The organism is Vineibacter terrae, assembly GCF_008039615.1.
Lineage (GTDB): Bacteria > Pseudomonadota > Alphaproteobacteria > Reyranellales > Reyranellaceae > Vineibacter > Vineibacter terrae.
In genome coordinates, this window is sequence record NZ_VDUZ01000039.1 from 82,076 (window position 1) to 93,994 (window position 11,919).

The window sequence follows — 11,919 nt, forward strand, 5'->3', positions numbered from 1 at the left end:
ACTGACACCAAACTGCTGTCGCCCACCGAGGACACGCCATCGCGGGGCGCCGCGTCCCACCCGCCGCTGCCGCCGGACGCCCTGATCATCGTGCCGGTGCGCAATGCCGTGCTGTTTCCCGGGCTCGTCTTCCCGATCGCGATCGGCCGGCCGAAATCGATCACGGCCGCCCAGCAGGCCGTCCGCGATCAACGCCAGGTCGGGATCCTGCTGCAGCGTGACGCCGAGGTGGCCGACCCCGACGCGATCGATATGCACCGCATCGGCACCGTCGCCAGCATCGTGCGCTACATCACGGCGCCGGACGGCACGCATCATCTGGTCTGCCAGGGCGAGCAGCGCTTCCAGATCATCGAATTCCTGAGCGGCTGGCCGTTCCTGGTCGCCCGCGTGCTGCGCCTGCCTGAGTCCGAAACGCGCACGTCCGAGATCGAGGCCCGGTTCGTCCATCTCAAGGCGCAGGCCGTCGAGTCGGTCCAGCTGCTGCCGCAGGCGCCGGCCGAGCTGCTGGCCGCCATGCAGTCCATCGAATCGCCATCGGCGCTGGCCGATTTCGCGGTCGCCTACATGGACGTGAAGCCGACGGAGAAGCAGGAGATCCTCGAGACCCTCGACGTCTCGGCGCGCATGGAGAAGGTGGCGCGGCTGTTGTCGCATCGCATCGAGGTGCTGCGGCTGTCGCAGAAGATCGGCGAGAAGACCAAGGCGGCGCTCGACGAGCGCCAGCGCGAGGTACTGCTGCGCGAGCAGATGGCAGCCATCCAGCGCGAGCTCGGTGAGGGCGAGGAAGGCAAGTCCGCTGAAATGGCCGAGCTCGACCAGGCCATCACCAAGGCCGGCATGCCGAAGGAGGTCGAGGACCAGGCCCGCAAGGAGCTGCGCCGGCTGCAGCGCATGCCCGAAGCCGCCGGCGAGTACGGCATGGTGCGCACCTACCTCGATTGGCTGATCGAGCTGCCCTGGAGCCTGCCGGAGCAAAGCCCGATCGATATCAACGAGGCGCGTCGCATCCTCGACGAGGACCACTACGGCCTCGACAAGATCAAGCGGCGGATCGTGGAATATCTCGCCGTGCGCAAGCTGGCGCCGCACGGCAAGGCGCCCATCCTGTGCTTCGCGGGTCCGCCGGGCGTCGGCAAGACCTCGCTCGGCCAGTCGATCGCGCGTGCGATGAACCGCAAGTTCGTGCGTGTCAGCCTGGGTGGCGTGCACGACGAGGCGGAGATCCGCGGCCATCGCCGCACCTATATCGGCGCGTTGCCGGGCAACATCATCCAGGCGATCCGTAAGGCGGGCGCGCGCAACTGCGTGATGATGCTCGACGAGATCGACAAGCTCGGCGCCGGCATCCAGGGCGATCCCGGCGCGGCGTTGCTCGAGGTCCTCGATCCGGAGCAGAACAGCACGTTCCGCGACAACTACCTCGGTGTGCCGTTCGATCTGAGCCGGGTGGTGTTCCTCACCACGGCCAACATGCTCGACACCATCCCCGGGCCGCTGCGCGACCGCATGGAGATCATCAGCCTCGCCGGCTACACCGCCGACGAGAAGCTGCAGATCGCCCGGCGCTATCTCGTGCGCCGGCAGATGGAGGCGAACGGCCTGCAGCCGGGCCAGGTCGAGCTGCCGGACGAGGCTATCCGCGACATCATCGAGCTCTATACGCGCGAATCAGGTGTGCGGAACCTCGAGCGTGAGGTCGGCAAGGTCCTGCGCCATGCCGCCGTGCGGTTCGCCGAGGGCCAGAGCGGCCCGATCCGCGTCGGACGTGAGGACCTGACCACGATCCTGGGTGCGGCGCGGTTCGAGGACGAGGTGGCGATGCGCACCAGCGTGCCGGGCGTGGCGACGGGCCTCGCCTGGACGCCGGTCGGCGGCGACATCCTGTTCATCGAGGCCACGCGCGTGCCTGGCGGCGGCCGGCTGATCCTCACCGGCCAGCTTGGTGACGTGATGAAGGAGAGCGCGCAGGCGGCGCTGAGCATCGTGAAGAACCGCGCCGCGGCGCTGGGCATCGACATCGGCCGGTTCGAGAAGAGCGACATCCATATCCACGTGCCGGCCGGCGCGACACCCAAGGATGGGCCCAGCGCCGGCGTTGCCATGTTCATGGCGCTGACCTCGCTCATGACCGATCGCACGGTGCGCAGCGACACGGCCATGACCGGCGAGATCAGCCTGCGTGGCCTGGTGCTGCCCGTGGGTGGCATCAAGGAGAAGGTCGTGGCGGCGCATCGCGCCGGCATCAAGCGTGTCATGCTGCCGGCGCGCAACCGCAAGGACTTCGAGGATATCCCCGAAGAGGCGCGCAACCGGCTCGAGTTCATCTGGCTCGAGCGGGTCGAGGAGGCGGTTGCCGCCGGGCTGGATGCCACGGCACCGGCAGATGCCGATGCCGACAAGGCCACCCGCCGGGTCGATGCCCCAGCCCAGGCGTAAGGCGGTCAGGCGCTTGTCATGGCGCCTGCCGGCTTGGTGTCACGTCCGATCAATCAGTTCGGCTCGGCGCCCAGGACCACGATGACATCCGTCATTTCGGGCTCATGGGGCGCCAGGCTGGTCCGGTTGGCGTCGCTCCAGGTCGCAAGCTTGATGACCTGCCCGGTCGGCGTACCGCCGCGTTCCGGCTCGGCCGGCTCGACGATGTGCAGGCCCTTGTTGTCGATGAAGAAGGTATGATCCCCGAAGATCTGATTGAGTTGCGGCACCACCGGGTGGTTGTCGGGGATGCATTGTGCCTCGAACTGGCTCAGGGTTCGTTCGACCCGTGCGGCAGACAGTCTCATCGCACACTCCATGTCGATTGAGTCGGGCGCCGCGGTGCGTGCATGCACCGCGCCGGCGCAATGCGGGGCCTCCCACCTCTGGTGGTCGAACGAAATCGGTCATCCCGCTGGGGAATCAAGTAAGGTCCAGGCACGCCCGGTCAAGCGCGCGATGCAAAGTTCTCCGTCCGGGCTGCGTCGAATCTGTGATCGGCTACAGCCTGGCTGCGAGAACCGGCTCAGCCGGACTTCTGATCCTGCAGATACTTGGCGAGATAAGGCTCGTCGGGAATCTCGATCCAGCCCTGGAAGCTGTGGCCGTCGTTCAGGGTCAGCTGGCCGACATAGTAGGCGACCCTGGGCCGAAGCAGCGGACGCATATGAGAAGGACATACCGGCGAGCAGCACCCACCGGATCGGCAGGAAACGTCGCATATAGATCCCCATGCAGGCCCGAAGGCCCCGGACACACGCAGACGGACAATCAAAATAGTGCTTGGCCCGCAGATACTGGATCGATGGCGGCGATGCTATGACAATCGTGTTCAGTTCGGCTGCGTTGGCCGACGCCACGGGGGAGAGACATGGCAATCGACGCGTACCGCACCGCCGTCGTCACGGGGGCCAATCGCGGCATCGGCGCGGCCCTGGTCCGGGCGCTGCGCGGGCGCGGGCTGCTGGTGCACGCCATCGCCCGCACAGCGGAGCCGCTGGCGGCGCTGGCGCGCGACACCGGCTGCGTGCCGCACGCGCTCGATGTCGGCGACCGCGCCGCGATGATGGCGGCGCTCGACGGCGTCGAGGCCGACATCCTGGTCAACAACGCCGCCGCCGTCGCCACCGGCGGCCCGTCCTATGAGACAACGGTTCCGCAGATGGAGGACCTGCTGCGGGTCAACATCGCCGGTGTGATCAACGGCCTGGCGGCGGTGGTCCCGGGCATGAAGGCGCGGCGGCGCGGGCACATCGTCAATCTCGGCTCGACTGCCGGCCTGCACGTGATCCCCGGCATGCCGGCCTACGGCATGACCAAGGCCGCGATCCATAACCTCAGCCAGACCTTGCGGCTGGACCTGCACGGCTGCGGCATCCGGGTCACGGAGATCGTGCCCGGCCGCGTCGAGACCGGCATCCATCTGCGCCTGATGGCGGATCAGGCGGCGGCGCGGCGCGCCTTCTACGACGACTATGCCTCGCTGCAGCCCGAGGACATCGTCGCCGCCATCCTGTTCGTGCTCGATGCGCCGCAGCGCATGGACGTGACCCTGATGGAGGTCATGCCAACCGACAGCATCTATGGCGGCGCCGCCTTCGCCAAGCGCGCCGGCGCCTGAGCTAGGCCACGAACTCCAGCAGCGTGCCCGAGGCGTCCTGAGGGGCCACGATCGTGCGCCCCTCGCTCTCGCGCCAGGGCGCCTTGCCGGCCGTGAGCGCGGCCCGCGCCTTGCCGAGATCGGCAACCCGGATCGCCAGCCCCACCAGCCGGTCGCGGCTGGTGTCCATGGGCACGCCGGGATAGCGCGCCGCCAGCGTCGGCGGCGCCAGCAGCTCGACCTTGGTCTTGCCGGTGTCGACCCGCACGCCGCCGTCGATGGCAGCGAGGGCGGCGGTCCCGAACACCCGGGCCCAGCGCGCCGCCGTGGCGCTGGGATCGGCGCAGGCCATCACCAGCGCCGCCAATCCGAGCGCGCCGTTGGGATGCGTCATCAGCTCGGGGATCCACACCGTGTCGCGGGTGAGCTGCCCGCAGACGAACAGCTGCACGCCCGGCAGCAGGCCGTCGGGGAAATGGGTGACGCGGAACGCGGCCTCGCCCTGGCCGCCGCCAGGCAGGTCGACCGGCCGCGAGAAGGCCACGACGTCGCTGGCGGCCATGCCCATGCCGCGGATCTCGGCGCAGGCGGCATCGGCGTCGTCGGTCTGCAGCGCCACGGCTGACAGACCCTCGCCGCGCGCGATCTCCTCGCGGAAGCGGTGGTTCTGCTCCGTCGGCGCCACCACGCCCAGCAGCTCGAAATAGTCGTCCTGCAGCATGATGGTGTGGTTGGCGGTGCCCATATGGGCGCTATGGTAGCCGCGCGGCGAGAGGGTGAAGCCGAGCCGGCGCCACGTCGCGGCCGCGGCGTCGAGCTCGCGCACCAGGATCACGCAATGGTCGATGCCGGTGAGATGCTGGGGCATGGCGCCTTCCGTTGTCATGGCTGGGAATTGGTCTGGTCGTAGCGCATGCATTGGACCTTGCGCCAGGCCAATCCACTCTGGCAGTCAGCTTTCTTCATCAAGGTGGAGGCGAAGACGTGGCGACGACGATCCGGACCGTGTGCGCCCATGACTGTCCCGACATGTGCTCGCTGCTGGTGCGCGTCGAGAATGGCCGCGTGGTGCGCATCAGCGGCGATCCCGACCAGCCGTTCACCGCCGGCTTCGCCTGCTCCAAGGTGAACCGTGACGGCGAGCTCGTCCATTCCCCCGAGCGCCTGAAGACGCCGCTGCGCCGCGTCGGGGTCAAGGGCGAGGGCCGGTTCGCGCCGATCTCCTGGAACGCGGCGCTCGAGGAGATCGCGGCGCGCTGGCGCGCGATCATCGCCGAGTCCGGTCCGCTGGCGATCCTGGGCTACGCCTATAGTGCCCATCAGGGCCTGATGAACCGCGGCCTCGTCAACGGCCTGTTCCATGCGCTGGGCACCTCCCGCCTGCAGGCGGGCACGGTATGCGACACCTGCTGTGAGGAGGCGTGGAACGCCACGGTCGGACCGATCGGCGGCGCCGACCCCGAGGCGGTGGTCGATGCCGATCTGGTGATCGCCTGGGGCGCCGACCTGATGGCCACCAACGTGCACTTCTGGGCCAAGCTCGAGGCGGTGCGCAAGAAGGGCGTGCAGCTGGTCGTGATCGATCCGCGCCGCAGCCGCACCGCCAGGGGCGCCGACTGGCACCTGCCGATCCGCATCGGCACCGACGCGGCGCTGGCGCTGTGCATCATGCATATCCTGGTGCGCGACGATCTCGCTGACCGCGCCTATCTCGCGCAGCAGACGCTGGGCTTCGAGCGCGTCGAGCGCGAGGTGCTGCCGCGTTTCACGCCCGACCGCGTGGCCGGGATCACCGGCCTGTCCGTGGCCGACATCGAGCGGCTGGCGGCGCTGTACGGCAAAGCGAGGACGCCGTTCATCCGCCTGGGCGAGGGCATGACGCGGCTGGCGCAGGGCGGCCAGGCGCTGCGGGCGGTGGCCCTGCTGCCCGGCGTCACCGGCGCCTACGGCAGGCCGGGTGGCGGCGCGATGCTGATGACCGCCGCCTCGTGCGAGCTCGACTACAATGTCGTGCGCAAGCCCTCGGGGCCGGCCAGCACGCGGCTGGTGAACCACCTGCGGCTGGGCGAGGCGCTCCTGGAGATGAGCGATCCGCCGCTGCGCGCGATCTTCATCGCCGCCAACAACCCGGCGGTCACCTGTCCGGAGGCCGGCAAGGTGCGTCGCGGGCTGATGCGCGATGACCTCTTCACCGTCGTCCACGACCCCTTCCTGTCGGTGACGGCGCGCTATGCCGACATCGTGCTGCCGGCGACGACCTATCTCGAGACCGAGGACCTCTACCGCGCCTACGGCGCCTACTACATGCAGTACGGCCAGCGCGCGGTCGAGCCGCAGGGCGAGGCCTGGTCCAATGTGCGCGTGGCGCAGGCCCTGGCCGCGCGGCTGGGAGTGACGGACCCCGTGTTCGGCCAGTCGCAGGCCGAGATCCTGGCGGCGATGATGAAGGGCGCGCGCGGACCCTCGGCCGCCGTCGCTGCCCAGGACCTGCCGGCAGCCGGCCCGGTCCGCATCGCGCCCGAAGGCGGCCAGCAGTTCCGCACGCCCTCGGGCAAGCTCGAGTTCTATTCCGCGGCGCTCGAGGGGCAGGGCCTGCCGCCGATGCCCGACTGGCAGCCCGATCCCGAGGAGACGCGCGACGCGGCGCGCTGGCCGCTGCGGCTGCTGACGGCGCCGGGCTACTTCCAGAGCCATACCGCGTTCTCCGGCGTGCCGTTCCTGCGCAGGCGCGAGGGCGCGCCGTTCTGCGTGCTGCATCCCGACGACGCCCGCGCGCGTGGCCTCGCTGACGGCCAGTCGGTGCGCCTGTTCAACGACCGCGCCGAGGTCGGCCTGAAGGTGCGTGTCAGCGACGAGGTGCAGCCCGGCGTCGTGCTGGTGCCGGGCCAGCGGCCGGACGACGAGGCGGTGTCGGGCACCGTCAACATGCTCTGCTCCGACCGCTACACCGACATCGGCGAAGGCGCCACGTATCAAAGCACGTACCTCGACGTGAAGGCGTGGTGATCTTTTGGACCGCGCGCGTCCACGCGCGCGGTCCGAAAGAGCACCTCATCAGGTGCCGATCTTCTCGCGGCGGACCCGGATGCCGGCCTTCTCGCGGTCGAAGGTGTCGGGGGTGATGCCGTCGCTGCGCAGCATGTGCTTCTGCACCTTCTGCGTCGGCGTCTTGGGCAGCTCGGGCACGATGCGCACGTAGCGTGGCACCATGAAATGCGCCATGCGCGGGATCAGGAACCGGACCAGCTCCGCCGGATCGAGGCTGGCGCCCTCGGCCAATGAGACCGCGACCAGCACCTCGTCCTCGGCGAACTCGCTGGCGACCGCCACCGCCGCGGCTTCCTTGACCGCGGGATGGGCGCAGACCTCGGTCTCGACCTCGAACGAGGAGATGTTCTCGCCGCGCCGGCGGATCGCGTCCTTCATGCGGTCGACGAAGAAATAGTCGCCGTTGGCGTCGACGCGGAACGCATCGCCGGTGTGGAACCAGCCGTTGCGCCAGGCGCGCGCCGTGGCCTCGGGGTTCTTGTAGTAGCCGTGGTTCATGGCCCAGGGCCGGTCGGTGCGCACGACCAGCTCGCCCGTGTCGCCCGGCGCCACCTCGCAATCGTTCTCGTCGACGATGCGCACCTCGACGCCGTCGCGCGGCCGGCCGCAGCTGCCCAGTGCGGCCGGGTTGCGGTCCGACACCAGCGGCGCCGACACCTCGGTCATGTTGAACACGGTGTAGATGTCGCAGCCGAAGCGCTCGCTGAACGCGGCCGTGTCCTCGCACAGCGGCACCATGATGGCGGTGCGCAGGCTGTGATCGCGGTCCTGCGGGCCCGGCGCCTGCTTGACCAGGAACGGGGCCATCACGCCCAGCAGCACCACCGTCGTGGTCCGGGTCTCGCGGATCACCCGCCAGAACGAGCCGGTGTCGAAGGCATCGACGATGGCCAGCGACCCGCCGAGCACCAGCATGGCGTAGACCGGCGCCGTGCCGCCGACATGGAACAGCGGCAGGTTCACCATGTAGCGGTCGTCGGCGCCGAGGAAATGAAACGACGACGTGCCCATCGAATAGAGCTGCAGGTAGGACGACAGCACGCCCTTTGACGGGCCGGTCGTGCCCGAGGTGTAGATGATGGTCTGCGTGTCCCAGGGCGCGATCGGCCGCTCGGTCGGCGGCAGGTCGGCCGCATCGGGCGCCAGCGCCGCGGCGGGATGGGCCTCGATGCCCGGCACCGCCGGCGCGTCGCCGCCCAGGATCACGGCCCGCTTCAGCTTGGCGCGGTCGATGTCGGCGAGCCGCACGAACAGCTCGGCGTGCGCGACGATCAGCGCCGCGTCGGAGTTCTCGACGACATGCGCCAGCAGCCGGCCCCGGTAGGCGAGGTTGATGGGCACATAGACCGCGCCCAGCATGTTGAGCCCGAACCAGACGCGGATCGCGTCGGGACCGTTGGGCAGCCACGACAGCACGTGCTCGCCCTGCCTGACGCCCAGCGCGCGCAGGCCCGATGCGGTGCGGCGCGCGATTTCGAGCGTCTGGCGGTAGGTCCAGGTGCTGCCGTCGGCGAAGCGGATGAACACCTTGTCCGGCGTCGCCGCGGCACGTCGCTCCAGCAGCGGACGCAGCACGCAGTCCTCGGGCGCCGGTACGCGCGGATCATGCCAGGCGGTGGGCATAGCGGTTCCTCCGATTTTGTTGTTCGAACATCCTGTCATCCCGAGCGCAGCGAGGGATCTCCCTGAAATGAGATACGGTGCGCCATTCGCGGGAGATCCCTCGCTGCGCTCGGGATGACGGTCCTCATCACATCGTCACATCGGTTCGATCAATCTCTTGCGGGTCGTGCGCGGCGGCGGGGGCGGCACGGTGGCCAGCGTGTTCAGCAGGATGTCGCGCGTCTCGGCCGGGTCGATCACGTCGTCGTAGAGGAAGCGCGCCGCCGCCTCGACGGCGGTGTTGCGGCGCTTGAGCTCGTCGGTCAGGTGCCTGTGCTGGGCGGCGCGTTCCTCGGTGTCGACGATCGCATCAAGCTCGCGGCGGTAGATGATGTTGACGGCGCCCTCCAGCCCCATGCCGCCGAACTCGGCAGTGGGCCAGGCCAGCAGGATCGTGGGATCCAGCGGCTGCGATCCCATGATGTAGTAGCCCAGTCCGTAGGCCTTGCGCAGCACCACGGTCATCATCGGCACCGTGGCGTTGGCCAGCGCCGCCAGCACGCGCGCGCTGCGGCGCACGAGGCCGGTCTTCTCGACGTCGGGCCCCACCATCAGGCCGGGCGTGTCGCACAGCAGCAGCATGGGGATGTCGAAGGCGTCGCAGATCTGGATGAAGCGCGCCGCCTTCTCCGATGCCGGGCTGTCGATGGCGCCGGCCAGGAACATCGGCTGGTTGGCCACCACGCCGACCGGCCGGCCGCCCAGGCGGATCAGCGACGTCACCACGGCGCGGCCGTAGCTGGGCTTCAGCTCCAGCACGCTGCCGGTATCGGCCAGAAGCTCGATCACCTTGCGCACGTTGTAGGCGCGCTTGGGGTTGTCGGGCACGACGCTACGCAGCAGGCGCTGGTCGGGCGCTTCGCCGGCCGGGCAGGGGCCGTTGAAGTAGCCGAGATACTTCTTCGCCGCGGCGATCGCCTCGGCCTCGTCCTCCACCAGCACGTCGATCACGCCGGAGGCGACATGCACCGAAGCCGGCCCGATCTCTTCCGGCGTCAGCTTCACGCCCAGCGCCGCCTCGACCAGCGGCGGGCCGGCCATGCCCATCGCAGAATCCTTCGTGGCGATGAGCACGTCGCACATGCCCGCGAGGTTGGCATGGCCGGCGAAGGCGCGGCCGGGCAGGATGCCGATGGTGGGCACCAGCCCGGAGAGCCGCGCGAACACCACAAAGGTCGGCGTCGAGCCGCGGCCCTCGACCTTCATGTCGTGCGGCCGTGCGCCGCCGCCGTCGAGCCAGCAGATCACCGGCAGGCGGTGCTTCTCCGCATGCGCGAACATGCGGCTGGCCTTGGCATGGTTGATGGTGCTCTGGGTGCCGGCATAGACGGTGTAGTCGTAGAAGAGCAGGTCGACCGAGCGGCCGCCGATGCGGCCGGTGCCCATCACGATGCCGTCGGCGGCGCCTTCCATGCCCGCCACGGCCGGCCGCGCCAGCCCGCCATACTCGACGAACGAGCCGTCATCGAGCAGGGCGGCGAGGCTTTCGCGTGCCGTCCAGCGGTTGCGCTTGCGCTGCTGCGCCACCGCCGCCGGCCGCGCGGCATCCATGCGCTCGGCGCGCGTCTTGAGCGCCAGCTCGAGGTCGGAACGGAGGGGCTTGCTGTCATCGGGCATGTCAGATCCACGCAGATTGATCGCTATGTGAATGATTGTTTAGCTCAGCGCGTAACGGCGCCGCGCGCAAGGCGGTTCGCTAGCGCCGGTGGTCAGGCTCCAGTCGTTCGGGCCGCACCACCGTCACCTTGTCGATGACATGCGCCAGGACCACCTCGAACGCCTCGGACCATCGATCGTCGAGGCGGCCGGCGCGGATATCGGCCGACAGGCGCCGGTTCAGCGCCGCGACGCCGTCCTCGACACCGAGGAACGCCGCCAGCCGCTGTCGCTCGGCCGCTTCCAGCGCCGCGCCATGCTGCAGCTCGCGCCGGCAGATGCCCAGCAGGTAGGCGGCGACCTGGGCGTGGAAGCGCTGCTCGCCCGGCTGGCCCTCGCCGTGCCCGCCGAGGAAGTGCTGCACGCTCGACAGGATGTCATCGATGTCGGGGCGGTCCTGACTCATGCGCCTTTCCTCAATCGTAGCGGCCGGCAAGCGTCATCATCAGGTCGTACTCGATGACGCTGGTGTTGCGGCCGCAGGCGGCGAAGGGCAGGCTGCGGCGGCCGCCGAAGACATGGCCGTGCGCCTGCATCACGTTCAGGACCGCCCAGCGCACCAGCCCGAAGATCTCCCAGTAGCGCACGGCATCCGGATCGACACGCGCGCCACCGGCCGCCTCGTAGGCGGCGAACAGGTCGGCACGGTTGCCGAAGCCGCCGACCGGCAGCTCGACCCGGCCGAAGCGCCACGAACGCGTGCACAGCCAGCCGAGATCCTCGACACCGGCGCCGAGATGGCTGCACTCCCAGTCGAGCACGGCGGCGATGCCGTCGGCCCCGACGATGAAGTTGCCGGTGCGCAGGTCGCCGTGCAGGAAGCAGCGTGGGCCGGGCGGCGGACGATGGCGCTCCAGCCAGCGCAGGCCGAGCTCGATCGCGGGATGCGCCTCGTCGTAGCTGTCGAGCCGCGCGCGCTGCGCTGCGATCGGATCGTCGCTGTCGGCGTAGCGCGCGAGGAAATCCACCTCGGCCGGATCGATGGCGTGCAGCGCCGCGAAGATGGCGCCGGCCTGCGCCGCCAGCCGGGGCCGCACGGCCGCGAAGCCGGGATCGCCCAGGATGCGGTTGGGCATCGTCTCGCCGCCCACGAAGGCGGTGACGAAGCCATGGCCGGCGCCGTCATCGGCTTCGTAGGCGAACACCGGCTCCGGCACCGGGATGCCGTGCGCGAAGGCCACCTGCAGCAGGCGGAACTGGTCGTCGGACGGCAGGAACGGGCTGTTGGGCGCGACATAGGTTTCCTGGCGCGACACCAGGCGGCGGCGCGCGGCGCCATCGACGAGATCGAAGGCAACCGTGCGGTTCGAGCCGCCCAGCGTCGGCACCACGATGTTCTCCAGGCGTGCGGCGCTGCCGAAGCGCCGCTGCACGGCGCGGCGGATGTCGTCGAAGAGATCGGCGGTCATGATCTTTCGGACCGCGCGCGTCCACGCGCGCATTCATGAGCGCGCGTGGACGCGCGCGGTCCGAAA

At 69.7% G+C, this 11,919-nt stretch carries 10 protein-coding genes; 3 read left to right on the plus strand and 7 right to left on the minus strand.

What is annotated here, in order from left to right; all coding sequences use genetic code 11:
* The first annotated feature begins 15 nt into the window (after positions 1-15).
* Positions 16-2,439 (plus strand): endopeptidase La, encoded by a 2,424-nt coding sequence (lon, locus tag FHP25_RS28680; RefSeq protein ID WP_231712515.1) that lies wholly within the window; start codon positions 16-18, stop codon positions 2,437-2,439.
* A gap of 53 nt (positions 2,440-2,492) precedes the next feature.
* Here the strand turns inward: lon and FHP25_RS28685 are convergent, their stop codons facing one another.
* Both FHP25_RS28685 and FHP25_RS40970 read right to left on the minus strand, forming a co-directional pair.
* On the minus strand, positions 2,493-2,786 hold the full coding sequence (locus FHP25_RS28685) for a hypothetical protein (protein WP_147850413.1): 294 nt from the start codon (positions 2,784-2,786) through the stop codon (positions 2,493-2,495).
* A gap of 218 nt (positions 2,787-3,004) precedes the next feature.
* Positions 3,005-3,145, minus strand: a complete 141-nt coding sequence (locus FHP25_RS40970) for a hypothetical protein (protein WP_178133851.1) — start codon at positions 3,143-3,145, stop codon at positions 3,005-3,007.
* Positions 3,146-3,349: 204 nt separating this feature from the next.
* Here FHP25_RS40970 and FHP25_RS28690 point away from each other — a divergent pair, with 204 nt between their 5' ends.
* Positions 3,350-4,099, plus strand: coding sequence for an SDR family oxidoreductase (locus tag FHP25_RS28690; RefSeq protein WP_147850414.1), 750 nt, complete (start codon positions 3,350-3,352; stop codon positions 4,097-4,099).
* A gap of 1 nt (position 4,100) precedes the next feature.
* Here the strand turns inward: FHP25_RS28690 and FHP25_RS28695 are convergent, their stop codons facing one another.
* Positions 4,101-4,946 (minus strand): VOC family protein, encoded by an 846-nt coding sequence (locus FHP25_RS28695; RefSeq protein WP_178133852.1) that lies wholly within the window; start codon positions 4,944-4,946, stop codon positions 4,101-4,103.
* 116 nt (positions 4,947-5,062) lie between these two features.
* Here FHP25_RS28695 and FHP25_RS28700 point away from each other — a divergent pair, with 116 nt between their 5' ends.
* A complete protein-coding gene (locus FHP25_RS28700; RefSeq protein WP_147850416.1) occupies positions 5,063-7,084 on the plus strand; it encodes a molybdopterin-containing oxidoreductase family protein in 2,022 nt (673 codons plus the stop codon).
* Between the two features lie 48 nt (positions 7,085-7,132).
* Here FHP25_RS28700 and FHP25_RS28705 read toward each other — a convergent pair whose 3' ends face one another.
* The 4 genes from FHP25_RS28705 to FHP25_RS28720 all read right to left on the minus strand — a co-directional run bounded on the left by FHP25_RS28705 (position 7,133) and on the right by FHP25_RS28720 (position 11,853).
* Positions 7,133-8,749 carry an AMP-binding protein gene (locus FHP25_RS28705; RefSeq protein WP_147850417.1) on the minus strand — a complete coding sequence of 539 codons (1,617 nt, stop codon included), beginning with the start codon at positions 8,747-8,749 and terminating at the stop codon, positions 7,133-7,135.
* Positions 8,750-8,884: 135 nt separating this feature from the next.
* A complete protein-coding gene (locus FHP25_RS28710; protein ID WP_147850418.1) occupies positions 8,885-10,405 on the minus strand; it encodes an acyl-CoA carboxylase subunit beta in 1,521 nt (506 codons plus the stop codon).
* A 79-nt stretch (positions 10,406-10,484) separates the two neighbouring features.
* Positions 10,485-10,850 (minus strand): DUF6285 domain-containing protein, encoded by a 366-nt coding sequence (locus tag FHP25_RS28715; RefSeq protein ID WP_147850419.1) that lies wholly within the window; start codon positions 10,848-10,850, stop codon positions 10,485-10,487.
* Positions 10,851-10,860: 10 nt separating this feature from the next.
* Positions 10,861-11,853 (minus strand): phosphotransferase family protein, encoded by a 993-nt coding sequence (locus FHP25_RS28720; RefSeq protein ID WP_147850420.1) that lies wholly within the window; start codon positions 11,851-11,853, stop codon positions 10,861-10,863.
* Between the last annotated feature and the right edge of the window lie 66 nt (positions 11,854-11,919).

Excerpts from the sequence above, each read along its gene's own strand:
- FHP25_RS28720 (WP_147850420.1), bottom strand. The coding sequence starts at position 11,853 with ATGACCGCCGATCTCTTCGACGACATCCGCCGCGCCGTGCAGCGGCGC.
- FHP25_RS28705 (WP_147850417.1), bottom strand. The coding sequence starts at position 8,749 with ATGCCCACCGCCTGGCATGATCCGCGCGTACCGGCGCCCGAGGACTGC.
- FHP25_RS28690 (WP_147850414.1), top strand. The coding sequence starts at position 3,350 with ATGGCAATCGACGCGTACCGCACCGCCGTCGTCACGGGGGCCAATCGC.
- FHP25_RS40970 (WP_178133851.1), bottom strand. The coding sequence starts at position 3,145 with ATGCGTCCGCTGCTTCGGCCCAGGGTCGCCTACTATGTCGGCCAGCTG.
- FHP25_RS28695 (WP_178133852.1), bottom strand. The coding sequence starts at position 4,946 with ATGCCCCAGCATCTCACCGGCATCGACCATTGCGTGATCCTGGTGCGC.
- FHP25_RS28685 (WP_147850413.1), bottom strand. The coding sequence starts at position 2,786 with ATGAGACTGTCTGCCGCACGGGTCGAACGAACCCTGAGCCAGTTCGAG.
- FHP25_RS28710 (WP_147850418.1), bottom strand. The coding sequence starts at position 10,405 with ATGCCCGATGACAGCAAGCCCCTCCGTTCCGACCTCGAGCTGGCGCTC.
- FHP25_RS28715 (WP_147850419.1), bottom strand. The coding sequence starts at position 10,850 with ATGAGTCAGGACCGCCCCGACATCGATGACATCCTGTCGAGCGTGCAG.